Source organism: Nocardia sp. JW2, assembly GCF_051843015.1.
GTDB lineage: Bacteria > Actinomycetota > Actinomycetes > Mycobacteriales > Mycobacteriaceae > Nocardia > Nocardia coubleae.
Window position 1 is genome coordinate 1 of the sequence record NZ_JBPXLK010000029.1, and the last position, 15,703, is coordinate 15,703.

15 protein-coding genes are annotated in these 15,703 nt (G+C 68.4%); 14 read left to right on the forward strand and 1 reads right to left on the reverse strand.

Going from position 1 to position 15,703, the window contains the following annotated elements; all coding sequences use genetic code 11:
* Window positions 1-685: 685 nt before the first annotated feature.
* From ACSVDM_RS27155 to recN, 5 genes are read left to right on the forward strand one after another with little or no spacing between them, the layout of a single operon-like run.
* Window positions 686-1,579 (forward strand): HAD-IIA family hydrolase, encoded by an 894-nt coding sequence (locus ACSVDM_RS27155; protein ID WP_439268642.1) that lies wholly within the window; start codon window positions 686-688, stop codon window positions 1,577-1,579.
* 13 nt (window positions 1,580-1,592) lie between these two features.
* Complete coding sequence (locus tag ACSVDM_RS27160) at window positions 1,593-1,877, forward strand: hypothetical protein (RefSeq protein ID WP_439268643.1); 285 nt, start codon at window positions 1,593-1,595, stop codon at window positions 1,875-1,877.
* Window position 1,878: 1 nt separating this feature from the next.
* Window positions 1,879-2,700: a TlyA family RNA methyltransferase gene (locus ACSVDM_RS27165; protein WP_439268644.1), complete on the forward strand. Its 822-nt coding sequence runs from the start codon at window positions 1,879-1,881 to the stop codon at window positions 2,698-2,700.
* Window positions 2,697-3,653, forward strand: a complete 957-nt coding sequence (locus ACSVDM_RS27170; protein WP_439268645.1) for an NAD kinase — start codon at window positions 2,697-2,699, stop codon at window positions 3,651-3,653. Before ACSVDM_RS27165 ends, ACSVDM_RS27170 begins: the two co-directional genes overlap by 4 nt.
* Entirely contained in the window at window positions 3,631-5,403 is a 1,773-nt protein-coding gene (recN, locus tag ACSVDM_RS27175; protein ID WP_439268646.1) for a DNA repair protein RecN, read from the forward strand. Before ACSVDM_RS27170 ends, recN begins: the two co-directional genes overlap by 23 nt.
* Here the strand turns inward: recN and ACSVDM_RS27180 are convergent, their stop codons facing one another.
* A complete protein-coding gene (locus ACSVDM_RS27180) occupies window positions 5,404-5,823 on the reverse strand; it encodes an SRPBCC family protein (protein WP_067493939.1) in 420 nt (139 codons plus the stop codon). It abuts the gene before it with no gap.
* 114 nt (window positions 5,824-5,937) lie between these two features.
* Here ACSVDM_RS27180 and steA point away from each other — a divergent pair, with 114 nt between their 5' ends.
* The 9 genes from steA (at window position 5,938) to ACSVDM_RS27225 (ending at window position 15,689) form a co-directional block, all read left to right on the forward strand.
* Complete coding sequence (gene steA, locus ACSVDM_RS27185) at window positions 5,938-7,137, forward strand: putative cytokinetic ring protein SteA (protein WP_067493942.1); 1,200 nt, start codon at window positions 5,938-5,940, stop codon at window positions 7,135-7,137.
* Window positions 7,134-8,075, forward strand: a complete 942-nt coding sequence (locus ACSVDM_RS27190) for a copper transporter (protein WP_439268647.1) — start codon at window positions 7,134-7,136, stop codon at window positions 8,073-8,075. Before steA ends, ACSVDM_RS27190 begins: the two co-directional genes overlap by 4 nt.
* 193 nt (window positions 8,076-8,268) lie before the next feature.
* Window positions 8,269-9,990 (forward strand): CTP synthase, encoded by a 1,722-nt coding sequence (locus ACSVDM_RS27195; protein WP_357398830.1) that lies wholly within the window; start codon window positions 8,269-8,271, stop codon window positions 9,988-9,990.
* Between the two features lie 18 nt (window positions 9,991-10,008).
* The gene (locus tag ACSVDM_RS27200) at window positions 10,009-10,662 is read left to right on the forward strand and encodes an NUDIX domain-containing protein (RefSeq protein ID WP_439268648.1); all 654 of its coding nucleotides are present in this window, start codon (window positions 10,009-10,011) and stop codon (window positions 10,660-10,662) included.
* 24 nt (window positions 10,663-10,686) lie between these two features.
* Window positions 10,687-11,625: a site-specific tyrosine recombinase XerD gene (gene xerD, locus ACSVDM_RS27205; RefSeq protein ID WP_439268649.1), complete on the forward strand. Its 939-nt coding sequence runs from the start codon at window positions 10,687-10,689 to the stop codon at window positions 11,623-11,625.
* 191 nt (window positions 11,626-11,816) lie between these two features.
* The gene (locus ACSVDM_RS27210; RefSeq protein WP_067494410.1) at window positions 11,817-12,710 is read left to right on the forward strand and encodes a ParA family protein; all 894 of its coding nucleotides are present in this window, start codon (window positions 11,817-11,819) and stop codon (window positions 12,708-12,710) included.
* A gap of 62 nt (window positions 12,711-12,772) precedes the next feature.
* Entirely contained in the window at window positions 12,773-13,684 is a 912-nt protein-coding gene (locus tag ACSVDM_RS27215; RefSeq protein ID WP_439268688.1) for a segregation and condensation protein A, read from the forward strand.
* A complete protein-coding gene (gene scpB, locus ACSVDM_RS27220) occupies window positions 13,681-14,337 on the forward strand; it encodes an SMC-Scp complex subunit ScpB (RefSeq protein ID WP_439268650.1) in 657 nt (218 codons plus the stop codon). The genes ACSVDM_RS27215 and scpB overlap by 4 nt, the downstream gene beginning before the upstream one ends.
* An 8-nt stretch (window positions 14,338-14,345) precedes the next feature.
* Window positions 14,346-15,689, forward strand: a complete 1,344-nt coding sequence (locus tag ACSVDM_RS27225; protein ID WP_439268651.1) for a pseudouridine synthase — start codon at window positions 14,346-14,348, stop codon at window positions 15,687-15,689.
* Window positions 15,690-15,703 lie beyond the last annotated feature (14 nt).

The following is a 15,703-nucleotide window of genomic DNA, read 5'->3' on the forward strand; positions in this document are numbered from 1 at the left end:
GGGCCGCTGCGCCGCTTCGCGGCGGACCCTCCTCGAGGTCGGGTCGTGCGGGGCTGGGAGTGCGGTCATGGCGGACTTGAGTGGTGCCGTGTGGCCGGGAGCCCGGTAGGTGGCGGACTCGAGTATTGCCACGGGGCTGAGAGTGCAGTAGGTGGCGGACTCGAGTGGTGCCACGCGGGCTGGGAGCCCGGTAGGTGGCGAACTCGAGTGGTGCCACGCGGGCTGGGAGCCCGGTAGGTGGCGAACTCGAGTGGTGCCACGCGGGCTGGGAGCCCCGGTAGGTGGCGAACTCGAGTAGTGCCACGCGGGCTGGGAGCCCGGTAGGTGGCGAACTCGAGTAGTGCCACGGGGCTGAGAGTGCAATAGGCGGGGGACTCAAGTAGTGCCACGCCGGCTAAGAGTGCAGTAGGCGGTGGACTCGAGTAGTGCCACGGGGGATGGGAGTGCGGTAGGTGGCGGACTCGAGTAGTGCCGCGCGGGTCGGGTGTGCGGTAGGTGACTCGGGTGGTGCCAGTGGGCGACGCGCCGGGGGGTGGGGTGAACATGGGCACTCTGGGGGTCGGGGGTGGTGGGGATGCTTGATCATGAAGGTGGCGAGGGCGATTCGGGGTGAGCCGAAATTGTCGGTGGTCTCGCTTAGGGTCGCAGATGTACTCGGCCCGGCACGACGACGGAGTGAGGGTGTGTGAATCGGCTACGGGATCAATATGAGGCCTTGCTGCTCGATCTGGACGGGACGCTGTACCGCGGGCCCGAGGTGATCGATGGCGCACCCGAAGCGCTTGTGCCGCAGGGCGATTCGGCGCAGCGGTTGGTGTATGTGACCAATAACGCGGCGCGTGGGCCCGCGAAGGTCGCGGGGCATCTGGCCGAATTGGGGTATCCGGCGGCGGCCGAGGATGTGGTGACGAGTGCGCAGGCGGCCGCGCGCATGCTCGGTCAGCGGCTGTCGGCGGGGGAGGAGGTGCTGGTTGTCGGCACCGATGATCTCGCGGCCGAAGTCGAGGCGGTCGGGCTGAAGCCGGTTCGCCGGTTCGCGGACGTGCCGCCCGCGGCTGTGGTGCAGGGGCATTCGCCGACCACGGCGTGGCCCGACCTTGCCGAGGCTGCCTACGCCCTGCGTGCGGGCGTGCTGTGGGTGGCTGCCAACACCGACCGGACGCTGCCGAACGAACGGGGGCTCGCGCCCGGCAACGGTTCGATGGTCGCCGCGCTGCGGACCGCGTCCGATCGCGAACCGCTGGTGGCCGGCAAGCCCTACGCGCCGTTGATGGAAGACGCCGTCGAGCGGGCGGGGACCCGAAACGCGCTGGTCGTCGGGGACCGGCTCGACACCGACATCGAGGGTGCGAACGGTCTCGGTCTCGATTCGTTGCTGGTGTTGACCGGGGTGAGCACCCTCGACGAGGTGGCCTCCGCGTCGCCCGCGCAGGTGCCCACCTACATCGCGCAGTCCCTCGACGCCCTCAACGCCGAGATCGTGCCGGGAGTGGTCGCGCCCGCCGATGTCGCGGATCTGTTGCGGCAGCACCCGGGCAGGGCGGTACGGGTGCGCGCGGTCGATTCGGAAATCCGATAGCGTTGACGTCACGATGAGTACTCCGAGTTCGCCGCCGCCCGGCGCGTCACCGCAACCCCGACCAGGGATCCCGATGCCCGGCAGTCACCTGCCGGGTGCTCAGGCGCATCACGTACCGGCCGACCCGAACCGGATCAGATCCCAGGTCGACGAGTTGCTCGCCGAACTCGGCGAGCGACCCACACGGGGACCCGCGGAGAACACCGAGACCGGGGCCGACATCACCCGCCGCGCGCGCATCCTCGAGCAGGCGCACGAGGTGCTGGTGGACGCCCTGGCGACCGTGGACAAGATCTGAGGTGGCCAGACGAGCGCGGGTGGATGCCGAACTGGTTCGCCGCGGATTGGCCCGATCGCGGGAACACGCGGTCGAACTGATCGGCGCGGGCCGGGTCTTGATCGCCGGGACTGTCGCGGTGAAGCCGGCTACCGCGGTGGAGGCGGGCACACCTTTGATCGTGCGGGAGGAACCCGACGAGGTGTCGTGGGCGTCTCGTGGCGCCCACAAGCTGCTGGGTGCCCTCGAGGCGTTCGAGCCGCAGGGTCTCGAGGTCGCCGGTAAGCGGTGCCTGGACGCGGGCGCCTCGACGGGCGGGTTCACCGATGTGCTGCTGAGCAAGGGCGCGCGGGAGGTCGTCGCGGTCGACGTCGGCTACGGACAGCTGATCTGGCGTCTGCAGAACGACGAACGCGTGCGCGTGTTCGACCGCACCAACGTGCGCGGAATCACACCTGAAACCATCGGTGGCACAGTCGAATTGGTCGTCGGCGATCTGTCGTTCATCTCGCTGGGACTGGTACTGCCCGCGCTGGCGGCCTGCGTGAGCGACGGCGCCGATCTGCTGCCGATGGTGAAGCCGCAATTCGAGGTCGGTAAGGAACGGGTCGGTTCCGGTGGTGTGGTCCGTGACCCGGTGCTGCGGAGCGAAGTGGTGTGCGAGGTCGCGGCGGCGGCGGGTGCGCTCGGTCTGCGCACCCTCGGTGTGGTCGCCAGCCCACTGCCGGGACCGTCGGGCAATGTCGAATATTTTCTGTGGTTGCGCAAGGTCGGACCGTTCGACTACGACGCGGAACAGGTGGCGGCGCTGGTCGCCCAGGCTGTGGAGGAGGGGCCGCAGTGAGTTCGCGTGAGAGCGGCCGCGAAATTCTGCTCGTCGCCCATCCGGGACGTGCGGAGATCATCGAAACGGCGCATCGGGTGGCGAAGATCTTCGCCGCGGCGGGTATCTGCCTGCGGGTGCTGGCCGACGAGGCCGACAGCACCCGATTCGAGGACGAGCCGGGGGGATACCCGGTGCGGGTCGTCCCGCACAGCCCGTCGGCGGCCAAGGGTTGCGAGATGGTGCTCGCGCTCGGCGGCGACGGAACGTTCCTGCGCGCCGCCGAACTGGGCAGGCCGACCGGTGTGCCGGTGCTCGGCATCAACCTGGGCCGCATCGGTTTCCTCACCGAGGCCGAGGCCGAACACCTCGACGAAGCACTCGCCCAGGTGGTCGACCGCGACTACCGGGTCGAGGACCGGCTGACCATCGATGTCACCGTCCGGGTGGACGATGTCGTCACCGAACGCGGCTGGGCGCTGAACGAGGCGAGCATCGAGAACGCACAGCGCATGGGCGTGCTCGAGGTGGTGCTCGAAGTGGATGGGCGCCCGGTCTCGGCCTTCGGCTGCGACGGGATTCTCATCGCCACCCCCACCGGTTCGACCGCGTACGCCTTCTCGGCGGGTGGTCCGGTGGTGTGGCCGGAGCTCGAGGCCATGCTGGTGATTCCCAGCAACGCGCACGCGCTGTTCGCCCGGCCGCTGGTGACGAGCCCGGACTCGTTGATCGCCGTGGAAGCGGTGGCGACCGGTCACGACGCGATCGTCTTCCTGGACGGGCGGCGCACGCTCGCCTTGCCGCGCGGCGGCCGTGCCGAGGTGGTGCGCGGCGAACGACCGGTGCGGTGGGTGCGGCTGGACTCCGCGCCCTTCGCCGACCGGATGGTGCGCAAGTTCCAGCTGCCGGTCACGGGCTGGCGGGGTAGACAGCGAACGGGGAAGGACACCGATGCTGACCGAGATCAGGATTGACGGACTCGGCGTCATCTCGACGGCCACCGCGCAATTCCACGAAGGTCTGACTGTACTCACCGGCGAGACCGGTGCCGGTAAGACGATGGTCGTCACCAGCCTGCACCTGCTCAGCGGCGCCCGCGCGGACGCGGGCCGGGTACGGGTCGGTGCGTCGAAAGCGGTGGTCGAAGGCCGTTTCGTCGTCGACGACGTGAACGACGCGGCCCGCGCCGCGATCGGCGAGGTACTGGAATCGGCCGGTGCCGAGGCCGACGAGGACGGCAGCGTGATCGCCGTGCGCACCGTCAACAGCGACGGGCGTTCACGAGCCCACCTGGGTGGTCGCGGTGTGCCCGCGGCGGTGCTCGGCGAGTTCACCTCCCGTCTGCTGACCGTGCACGGACAGAACGATCAGCTGCGCCTGCAGCGTCCCGAACAGCAACTCGCCGCGCTCGACCAGTTCGCGGGCGACGGCGTGTCATCGTTGCTGCGCAAGTACCAGGTGCACCGCCGCACCTGGCTCGACGCGCGCACCGAACTCCTCGAACGCACCGCCCGCAGCCGCGAACTCGCCCTGGAAGCCGACCGGCTCAAGCATTCGCTCGCCGAAATCGACGGCATCGCACCCGAACCCGGTGAGGACACCCGGTTGGTCGCCGAGATCCGCAGGCTCAGCGACCTCGACTCGCTGCGTGAGGCCGCTGCCGCCGCCCACGAGGCGCTGTCCGGGCCCGCCGATTCCAGCGCCGACGGTGGCGGGGTGCTCGACCTGCTCGGTGGGGCGCGCGCCCGCCTCGACTCGGCCGACGACCCCGCCCTGACCGCACTCGCCCCGCGCCTCGGTGAGGCGATCGCGGTCGTCGTGGATGTGACGACCGAACTCAGCGGCTACCTGTCCGAACTACCCTCGGACCCCAGCGCCCTGGACACGATGCTCAACCGCCAGGCCGAACTGAAATCGCTCACCCGCAAATACGCCCCCGACATCGACGGCGTGATCGCGTGGGCCGACGAATCCCGCGCCCGCCTCGACTCCCTCGACGTGTCCGAGGACGCGCTGGCCAAACTGGCCGCCGAGGTCGAGACCGCCGCGGGCAAGGTGCGCGAGGCCGCCCGCAAACTCAGCGCCGCCCGCACGAAGGCAGCGTCCAAACTGGCCGCCGCGGTGAGCACCGAACTCGGTGGGCTGGCAATGGGCAAGGCGCGCTTGGAAGTTCAGGTCCGGCCGTTGCGGGCCAGCGCCCAGGACTCCGCGCCGCTCGACGTCGACGGGACGACCCTGCACGCGGGATCCAACGGCGTCGACGAGGTGGAATTCCGGCTGTCGGCGCACTCGGGCGCGCAGTCGTTACCGCTGAGCAAGAGCGCGTCCGGTGGTGAGCTCTCGCGCGTGATGCTCGCGCTGGAAGTAGTGCTGGCCGGCTCGGACCACGGTGCGACCATGGTGTTCGACGAGGTCGACGCGGGCGTCGGCGGTCGGGCCGCGGTGGAGATCGGCAAACGCCTCGCGCGTCTGGCCCGCACGCATCAGGTGATCGTCGTGACCCACCTACCGCAGGTGGCGGCCTTCGCCGACACCCACCTGGTGGTGAACAAGTCCGACGACGGAAAAGGCAAGGTGGACAGCGGAGTCCGCACCCTCACCGACGAGGAACGCGTGGTGGAACTGGCGCGCATGCTGGCCGGCCTCGACGACACCGAGACCGGCCGGGCACACGCGGAGGAACTGCTGGAGACCGCTCGATCAGAGCGAAGCGTCTCGCTCTGATCAGCGCAGCGCCTTGCGGATGCCGCCGATGAGCTGGTTGGTCAGCTGGCGCAGGCCGAACTCCATGGCCTTGGCCGGAACGGGCAGCGACGGCTCGGATTCCATGGTGTAGACCACGCGGGTGCCGCCCTCGGCGGTGTCGGCGAAGGTGATGATGCCGACGTGGCGCTTGACCGGTGCACCCTTGACGATCTTGTACTCCATGCGCTCGCCGGGGACCAGCGCGGTGATCTCCTCGGTGACGCCGAGCTTGCCGAAGCCGAGCAGGTGCTGGGCGCCGACACCGGTGACGGCGTCGCCCTGCTTCACGAGCTTGACCTGGATAGGCAGGTGGGGGCTCACGCTCTCCCGCTCACTGAAAAGGCGGTAGACGATATCGCGTGGGGCGTCGAGAACCGTCTCGACAGTGCTGCTCGGCATTGTTTTCTGCTCCTGATCGAAGTATCTGTGACAGGGAGCATACGGGTATCGGGGCGGTCGGTGACTCGGCGCGCCTCCACCAAAGGTTGAGGGTTTGGCTTCATCATCGGGCTCATGAAGATGCCGGCGTTGTTGTCACGGAACACCGAAACGCTGCCCGGTGTCGCCGGGATCGCGCGGGTGGATCGCAATACCCGGCGATTGCTCGGCCGGGTCGGTGCGGGGGATGTCGCGGTTCTGGACGAGACCGATCTGGATCGCCATACCGCCGACCGGCTCGTCGAGGCGGGCGTCGTGGCGGTGATCAACACGTCGCCGTCGATTTCGGGTCGCTATCCGAACCTCGGTCCGGAGGTGCTGGTCGCCAACGGGATCGTGCTCATGGACGCGGTCTCCTCGGATGCGTTCGGCAAGATCAAGGATGGTGCGAAGATCCGCATCGATGCCGGTGTCGCCTATGCCGACAAGCTGACCAAGAAGGAACCCGAGGTCCTGGTCGAGGGCATCGAGTTCGACGAGTCGACGATCGCCGACCGGATGATCGAGGCCCGCAACGGGCTGGCCGATCACCTCGACGCCTTCGCGGGCAACACCACCGAGTTCGTGCGCACCGAGAGCGCGCTGCTGATCGACGGTATCGGCGTGCCCGATATCGAACTGGATCTGCGCAACCGGCATGTGGTCGTGATCGCGGACGGGCCGGGGCATCTGGAGGAGTTGCAGCGGCTCAAGCCGTTCATCAAGGAGTACGCGCCGATCCTCATCGGGGTGGGCCGCGGTGCGGATACGTTGCGCAAGCTCAAGTACAAGCCGGATCTGATCGTCGGTGATCCGGACGAGATCAGCACCCCCACCTTGCGTTCCGGCGCGGAGATGATCCTGCCCGCCGACACCGACGGCCATGCGCGTGGGCTGGAACGCATCCAGGACCTCGGTATCGGGGCGACGACGTTCCCCTCGTCGGGTTCGCCGACCGATCTGGCGTTGATGCTCGCCGATCACCATGGCGCGTCGCTGATCGTGCTGGCCGGTGCGCACGCGTCGCTGGAGGACTTCTTCGACCGTGGCCGCCGCGACAGCAATCCGGCGACGTTCCTGACCCGGCTGAAGGTCGGTGCGAAGCTGGTCGACGCGAATGCCGTGTCGACGCTGTACCGGCATCGGTCGACCGGTGCGGCGCTGGCGTTCGTGGTGTTGGCGGCGCTGGTGGCGGTGGTCGTGGTGATTCTGGCTTCGCAGAGCGGGTCCGAGGTGTTCGATGTGGCCGCCGGGTATTGGGACCGGCTCGTCGAGTGGGTACGGGGCCAGCTGTGATCTCGCTGCGTCAGCACGCCATTTCGATCGCGGCGATCTTCCTGGCTCTCGCTATCGGGGTCGTTCTCGGTTCGCAGACGGTGGCCGCCGATCTGCTGTCGGGTCTGCGCTCGGACAAGGATGATCTCGGCAGCCAGGTCGAGGCATTGAGCGCCGAGAACGCCCAGCTCACCAGTCGTCTGGATGCGACGGACGGATTCATCGCCGGCGCGTCGGGCCGCATTCTGGCAGGCACATTGGCCGACCGGCGCGTGCTGGTGTTCACCACTCCCGACGCCGATCCCGCCGATGTCGACGGCGTACGCAAGGCACTCGAAACGGCGGGCGCCTCGGTGACCGGCCGGATCGCACTCACCGATGCTTTCGTCGACAGCGGTGAGGGTGATCGCATGCGATCGGCGCTGACCAATGTCGTCCCCGCGGGCGCGCAGCTGCGCACCGGCGCCGTCGACCAGGGCAGCATGGCGGGCGACCTGCTCGGCCTGACCCTGTTCACCGACCCCGCGAGCAACAATCCCCGCGCCACACCCCAGGAACAGGCCCTGCTCCTGGAAACCCTGCGCGGCGGCGGCTTCCTCGCCTACGGCGACACGCCCGCCGACCCCGCCCAGATGGCCGTCGTCGTCACCGGCGACGGCATCGCCGACGATTCCGGCCAGGGCGCGACCATCGCCCGCTTCACCGGCGCCCTCCGCGCCCGCACCGCCGCCACCGTCCTGGCAGGCCGCCCCGGCGCCGCCGAAGGCAACGCCCCCATCGCCCACGTCCGCGCCCAAGCCCCCCTCGCCACCACCGTCACCACCGTCGACAACATCGACCGCGAAACAGGTCGCGTAACAACAGCCCTCGCCCTCCCCGAACAACTCAACGGCGTAGCCGGACGTTACGGAACAGGCCCGTCAGCAACCTCCCTGACACTGGTAGCAATGCCCCGCTGATTGAGAACCTCACCACCACAAAAAGGTGACTTTCCGCGCCAGCGATCCCAACAAAACCGCTGATCTGGCAAGCACATGGGTAACTCACCGGGTACGGGCTAAGTCCTCCCCACCCAACCGCAAGCGGCCGACGCGACAGTCAACCCACCTCGGTTGCGCTTGAAGTTCCGGGGAGGCGGTAGGGTGGGGGTCCGTGGGTCATCAACGGAATCAGGCTCGAAATGCCACCAAGCACATCTTCGTGAGCGGTGGCGTCGCCTCCTCTTTGGGTAAGGGTCTCACCGCTTCCAGCCTCGGTCAGTTGCTGACCGCGCGCGGTATGCGGGTGACGATGCAGAAGCTCGACCCGTATCTGAACGTCGATCCGGGCACCATGAACCCGTTCCAGCACGGTGAGGTGTTCGTCACCGAGGACGGCGCCGAGACCGATCTGGATGTCGGTCATTACGAGCGTTTCCTCGATCGCGATCTGTCCGGTGCGGCGAATGTGACGACCGGTCAGATCTATTCGACCGTGATCGCCAAGGAGCGGCGCGGCGAATATCTGGGTGACACCGTGCAGGTGATCCCGCACATCACCGACGAGATCAAGAACCGCATCATGGCGATGACCGGTCCGGATCTGCAGGGTCATGTGCCGGATGTGGTGATCACCGAGATCGGTGGCACCGTCGGTGACATCGAGTCGCAGCCGTTCCTCGAGGCGGCGCGCCAGATCCGTCACGATGTGGGCCGCGACAATGTGTTCTTCCTGCATGTGTCGCTGGTGCCGTACCTGGCGCCCTCGGGTGAGCTCAAGACCAAGCCGACGCAGCATTCGGTGGCGGCGCTGCGCAATATCGGTATCCAGCCCGACGCGCTGATCCTGCGCTGTGACCGTGAGGTGCCGCAGGGTCTGAAGAACAAGATCGCGCTGATGTGCGACGTGGACGTCGAGGCGTGCATCTCCACGCCGGACGCGCCGTCGATCTACGACATCCCGAAGGTGCTGCACAGCGAGGGCCTGGACGCCTACGTCGTGCGCAAGCTGGGGTTGCCGTTCCGCGATGTCGACTGGACGGTGTGGGGCGACCTGCTCGAGCGGGTGCACTCGCCGCGCGAGACCGTGGAGGTGGCGCTGGTCGGCAAGTACGTCGATCTGCCCGATGCCTACCTGTCGGTGACCGAGGCGCTGCGTGCGGGCGGCTTCGCGCATCGTTCGAAGGTGCAGATCCGCTGGGTGCCCTCCGACGAGTGCGAGACCGAGGCGGGCGCGCAGGCCGCGTTGCGTGACGTGGACGCGGTGCTGATCCCCGGCGGTTTCGGTATCCGTGGCATCGAGGGCAAGCTCGGCGCCATCAGTTACGCGCGCAGGCGCGGTATCCCGCTGCTCGGCCTGTGTCTCGGTCTGCAGTGTGTGGTGATCGAGGCGGCCCGTTCGGTCGGCATCGCGGACGCGAACTCCGCGGAGTTCGAGCCCGACACCGAGAACCCCGTCATCTCGACCATGGCCGACCAGGAAGACGTGGTCGCCGGTGAGGCCGATCTGGGCGGCACCATGCGTCTGGGCGCCTACCCGGCCACCTTGCAGAAGGGTTCGGTCGTGGCGCAGGCCTACGGCAGCGAGCACGTGTCCGAGCGGCACCGGCATCGCTTCGAGGTGAACAACGCCTACCGCGACGCGATCGCCAAGAGCGGTCTGGTGTTCTCGGGCACCTCGCCCGACGGGCACCTGGTGGAGTTCGTGGAGTACCCGGCCTCGGTGCATCCATTCTTCGTGGCCACCCAGGCGCACCCGGAGCTCAAGAGCCGTCCGACCCGGCCGCATCCGCTGTTCGCCGCGCTGATCCACGCCGCGTTGAAATACAAACTGGCCGAACGCCTTCCCGTAGACTTCCCGGAGGAAGAGCTCGCGGAGCAGGCCGCGGAACTCTGAATCGGTGGCAAGGCGGCGATGAGCGAACCCGGTAAGCACGACTTCGAGACGGTATCGAGCCGGGTGCTCTACAGCGGCGCGATCGTGGCCTTGCGCCAAGACCAGGTCGCGATGCCCGACGGGCGGATCGCCGAGCGTGAGGTCATCGAGCATCACGGTGCGGTGGCGGTCCTCGCGCTCGACGACGAGGGACGGGTGGTGCTGATCCGTCAGTACCGCCATCCCATCCGCACCCGGCTGCTCGAACTGCCCGCCGGGCTGCTCGATATCGACGGCGAGGACCCGCTCACCGCGGCCAAGCGTGAACTGGCCGAGGAGACGGGCCTGGCCGCCGCCGAGTGGTCGGTGCTGGTGGATGTGGCGTTGTCGCCGGGTTTCACCGACGAGGCGCTGCGGGTGTTCTTCGCGACCGGGCTCACCGAGACTCATCGTCCGGATCCCGAGCACGAGGAAGCCGATCTGGAATTGGTGCGGATGCCGCTCGACGAGGCGGTGCGAGCGGCGCTGTCGGGAGAGATCGTGAACGCCACCGCGGTGGCTGGTGTCCTCGCCTATGCCTCGGCTCAGGCGAACGGGTTGGCGTTGCGCCCGGCCGACGCTCCGTGGCCGGGTCAGCCGACGGCGTTCCTGCGGCGCAAAGCGGCCGAGGCGCGAACCGACGCCCGGTCGTGACGTGACACGGCGTCTCGGTCGCGGATGAGTGTGCTGGCGCGGGAGATCGACGCCTACCTCGACCATCTGGCGGTCGAGCGCGGCGCCGCGCGCAACACTCTCGGCGCCTATCGTCGTGATCTGTCCCGTTACCAGGCGTTTCTGACGACACGTGGGGTGGACTCGCTGCGGGACGTATCGCAAGGTGACGTAGCCGAATTCACGATGGCGCTGCGGGCGGGCAGCGAGGATCATCCACCGCTGGCCGCCGGGTCGGTGGCCAGGGCATTGATCGCGGTGCGCGGGTTGCACCGGTTCGCGGCGGCGGAGGGCATCACCGATACGGATGTGGCGCACGCGGTGAAACCGCCCGCGCCGGGTCGGCGGTTGCCCAAAGCCCTGCCCTACGACCAGGTTCTGCGCGTGCTCGAAGCCGCGGGCGGCGAGGGCGGAGCCGACGACGGCGGACCGCGCGGCCTGCGGGACCGGGCACTGCTTGAACTGCTCTACTCCACGGGCGCCCGCATCTCGGAGATGGTCGGCCTCGACGTCGACGACATCGATACCGAACAGCGGTGCGTCGTGCTGCGCGGCAAAGGCGGCAAGCAACGCCTCGTCCCCATCGGCAGGCCCGCGCTCGCCGCCGTCGACGCCTACCTCGTGCGCGGCAGACCCTCGCTCGCCGCGAATGGAAAGGGAAGCGGCGGCGCCCTATTCCTCAACAACCGGGGCGGCAGGCTGTCACGGCAGAGCGCCTGGCAGGTGTTGCAGACCGCCGCCGAACGCGCGGGCATCGGTGCGACGGTGTCGCCGCACACACTGCGCCACTCCTTCGCCACCCACCTGCTCGACGGCGGCGCCGACGTGCGCGTGGTGCAGGAACTACTCGGGCACGCCTCGGTGACGACCACCCAGATCTACACCCTCGTCACGGTGAGCACTCTGCGTGAAGTGTGGGCGACGGCCCACCCGCGCGCCCGCTGAGGGTGACCTCCTCACTTCGGGTGAAGCGGGTATCGTGCGAACACGCCCGGCGTTGCCATGCCGTACCCGAGCGGTGCGAGCGGTAGCGTCTACCCGGAGCTGGACCGTACGAAAGTGAGGTGGGTGGCGAACCGGCCTCGCTACCCTCGACAGGGGTTACCGGCAAGGAAACGTATAAGGAGCAGCGGATCGTGACGACAGCGGAAACACCGTGGGACGGTGGGCCGGAACAGGTCACCGAGGCCGTCGAGATCGGCCCGACGGGCCGCCCGCTGCGCCTGGTACCCGAACCACCGCAGGTCAAGCAGCACGGCGACGCGCTCGTCGTGGCCATGTGCAATCAGAAGGGCGGGGTGGGTAAGACCACCTCGACCATCAATCTCGGTGCGGCACTGGCCGAATACGGGCGCCGCGTGCTGCTGGTCGACCTCGACCCGCAGGGCGCGCTGTCGGCCGGTCTCGGGGTTGCCCATCACGATCTCGACCTCACCGTGCACAACCTGCTGATCGGCGGCAAAGCCTCGGTCGACGACGTGTTGCAGACCACCAAGGTCGACGGCATGGACCTGCTACCCAGCAACATCGACCTCTCGGCCGCCGAGATCCAGCTGGTCAACGAGGTGGGCCGCGAACAGTCCCTCGGCCGGGCGCTGGCCGGAGTGCGTGATCGCTACGACTACATCCTTATCGACTGCCAGCCCTCGCTCGGACTGCTCACCGTCAACGCGCTCGCCTGCTCCGACGGGGTCATCATCCCGATGGAATGCGAGTACTTCTCGCTGCGTGGGCTCGCCCTGCTCAACGACACGGTGGAGAAGGTGCGCGACCGTCTCAACCCCAGGCTGAGCCTGTACGGCATCGTGGTCACCATGTTCGATGCCCGCCTGCTGCATTCGCGTCAGGTGATGTCGCGCGTGGTCGAGGTGTTCGGCGATCTGGTCTACGACACCGCCATCTCGCGCACCGTCCGGTTCCCCGACGCCAGCGTCGCCGGTGAGCCGATCACCACCTGGGCGCCGAAATCGGCGGGCGCGGAAGCGTATCGCGCCATGGCACGCGAGGTCATCCACCGGTCGGGCCGGTGATCGAGGCACAACCTGCGGTGCAAGGCAAGACTGGAAAGATTCTCGGCCGCCTCGATTCTGGACTGACCGGAGGGTGCGACGAAGGAGTGCCCGCAGGGAGGGAAGAATCGAGGCCTCAGGGCCGAGAATCCGCGGCGCCAGCCGCCGACAACTCTGTATTCCATCTGCGGCTCACCAACTTCGAGGGGCCGTTCGATCTGCTGCTGACGCTGATCAGTTCACGCAAACTCGATGTCACCGAGGTGGCGCTGCACAAGGTCACCGACGAATTCATCGCCTACACCAAGGCATTGACCGCCGAGCTGGCCGAGAACACCAAGCTGCGCGCGGACAAGATCCTCGATCAGACCACCGAATTCCTCGTCGTCGCCGCGACTCTGCTCGACCTGAAAGCCGCGCGGCTGCTGCCGTCGGGGGAGATGACCGACGCCGAGGACCTCGAACTGCTCGAGGCACGCGACCTGCTGTTCGCCCGGCTGCTGCAGTACCGCGCGTTCAAACAGGTGGCCGAGTTGCTCGCCGAGCTGGAAGCCGCCGCGCTGCGCCGGTATCCGAGGTCGGTGGCGCTGGAAGATCAGTTCGCCGGGCTGCTCCCCGAAGTGACCCTCGGGGTGGATGTCGCCGCGTTCGCCCAGATCGCGGCCGCCGCGTTCCGGCCGCGCCCGGTTCCCGAGGTCGGGCTCGGGCATCTGCACATGCACACCATCTCGGTGGCCGAACAGGCCGAGCTGGTGCTGGCACGGCTCAAGGAACGCGGGCCCGGCGGGTGGACGACCTTCGCCGAGCTGGTGTCCGATTGCACTGTTCCGGTGGAAATCGTGGCCCGGTTCCTGGCGTTGCTCGAGCTGTATCGCGGCAAGACCATCGCCTTCGACCAGCCCGACCCGCTCGGCCCGCTGGCCGTGAGCTGGCTCGGCGAACTCGACCCCGACGCCGAGGCGGCGGCCTTGACCTTCGAGGAGGATTACGGATGAGCGACCTAGTGGCTGAACTCACTTCCGAGCGGCTCGACGACGCGGAACTGCGGTCCGCGCTCGAGGCCATGCTGCTCGTCGTCGACGCTCCCGCGCCGGTAGAACAGCTGGCCGCGGCCCTGGACGACACCAGCGAACGGGTCGAGGAGACCCTGCGCGCGATGTCGGCGGAACTGACCGCGCGCGGCAGCGGCATCGACCTGCGTTTCGTCGGTGACGGTTGGCGCTTCTATACTCGACAGAAGTACGCGCCCTATGTCGAGCGGGTACTGCTCGACGGGGCCCGGACGAAGCTCACCCGGGCCGCCTTGGAAACCTTGGCGGTGGTCGCCTACCGCCAGCCGGTGACCCGCACCCGGGTCAGCGCGGTTCGCGGGGTGAACGTCGACGGAGTGATGCGCACGCTGCTGGCGCGGGGCTTGATCGCGGAAGCGGGTCAGGACCCGCAAACCAACGGCACGCTCTACCGCACCACCGAGTTGTTCCTCGAACGGATCGGGCTCGCCTCACTGGGCGACCTGCCACCGCTGGCGCCGCTGCTTCCCGGCGTCGATCTGATCGACGAGATCAGCGAGAGCCTGGACACCGATCCCCGGTACACCAGGCTGCAAAAACCCGCCGAGTCCGACATGGATCTCGGCACCGACGATTGACAGGACAGATGAATAATTCCGCTCGCCGAGATGGCACACCGGATCGAAGAAAACGCAGCGACCAGCCCCGTAGTGGCGCGAACCGAACCGCGGCTCCCCGCGGCGGCAGTGCGCGCACCGGTCAGGCCGGTTCCCGTGGCGAGGCCCCCGGCCGCCGCGGCACCAGCGCGGGTGGCTTCCAGCGCGGCAATCAGACAGCGGCCCGGTCGGCCGGCTCCTTCCAGCGTGACGCCGAATCCGGTGGTCGCCGCGGCTCGACCGGGGGCTACCAGCGCGACGACCGTCGCAGCGCCCCCGGTGGCTACCAGCGTGACGATCGACGCAGCGCCCCGGCCGGTGGCGACCGTCGTAGCCCGTCCGCCGGTGGTTACCAGCGCGGCACCGGCGCTGCCAACGGTGGCGGTTACCCCCGTGGTGACGCCGACCGCGGGCAGCGTGGCGACACAGCCGGACAGCGCAGCGGCGCTTCGGCAGGCACCCAGGCCTTCGCGGCGCGCAACAAGAAGTCCGCGAAACCGCAGCGCAAGGTCGTCGCCCCGACGATCCTGAACAACGCCAAGCCGGCCCGTCATCAGCACGCCGACACCGCCGAGGGTCCCAAGAAGCTCCCGTGGGGTGAAGGCGAACGGCTGCAGAAGGTGCTCGCCAAGGCCGGCGTGGCCTCGCGCCGCGCCGCCGAGGAGATGATCGCCCAGGGCCGCGTCGAGGTCGACGGCAAGATCGTGCGCGAGCAGGGTCTGCGCATCGACGCCGAGAACGCCGTCGTGCGCGTGGACGGCACCCGTGTGGTCGTGCGGGACGAACTCGTGCACCTGGTGCTGAACAAGCCCAAGGGCTGGCAGTCCACCATGTCCGACGACCTGGGCCGCCCCTGTGTCGGTGACATCGTCGCCGAGCGGATCGCCGCGGGTCAGCGCCTGTTCCACGTGGGTCGCCTCGACGCCGACACCGAGGGCCTGCTGCTGCTCACCAACGACGGCGAGATGGCGCACCGCCTGATGCACCCGTCGTTCGAGGTGCCCAAGACCTACCTGGCCACCGTGTACGGCGAGGTGAACTATCGGCTCGTCGGCAAGCGGCTGCGCGAAGGCGTCGAGCTCGAGGACGGTCCGGCCAAGGTCGACAAGTTCATGGTGCTCGAGTCCTACGAGGGCCGGTCGCTGGTGAAGCTGGTGCTGCACGAAGGCCGCAAGCACATCGTGCGCCGCCTGCTCGACGAGGTGGGTCACCCGGTGATCCGCCTGGTCCGCACGCACCTCGGTCCGGTGGCACTCGGTGATCAGCGTCCCGGCACCCTTCGGGTGCTCGGCCGCGACGAAATCGGCAAACTCTACGAGGCGGTGCAGCTGTGAACGGAGTGGATTTC

Bases quoted from the DNA above. Each gene is read 5' to 3' on its own strand.
- ACSVDM_RS27160 (WP_439268643.1), top strand. From the start codon at position 1,593: ATGAGTACTCCGAGTTCGCCGCCGCCCGGCGCGTCACCGCAACCCCGA.
- recN (WP_439268646.1), top strand. From the start codon at position 3,631: ATGCTGACCGAGATCAGGATTGACGGACTCGGCGTCATCTCGACGGCC.
- ACSVDM_RS27180 (WP_067493939.1), bottom strand. From the start codon at position 5,823: ATGCCGAGCAGCACTGTCGAGACGGTTCTCGACGCCCCACGCGATATC.
- steA (WP_067493942.1), top strand. From the start codon at position 5,938: ATGAAGATGCCGGCGTTGTTGTCACGGAACACCGAAACGCTGCCCGGT.
- ACSVDM_RS27200 (WP_439268648.1), top strand. From the start codon at position 10,009: ATGAGCGAACCCGGTAAGCACGACTTCGAGACGGTATCGAGCCGGGTG.
- xerD (WP_439268649.1), top strand. From the start codon at position 10,687: ATGAGTGTGCTGGCGCGGGAGATCGACGCCTACCTCGACCATCTGGCG.
- scpB (WP_439268650.1), top strand. From the start codon at position 13,681: ATGAGCGACCTAGTGGCTGAACTCACTTCCGAGCGGCTCGACGACGCG.
- ACSVDM_RS27225 (WP_439268651.1), top strand. From the start codon at position 14,346: ATGAATAATTCCGCTCGCCGAGATGGCACACCGGATCGAAGAAAACGC.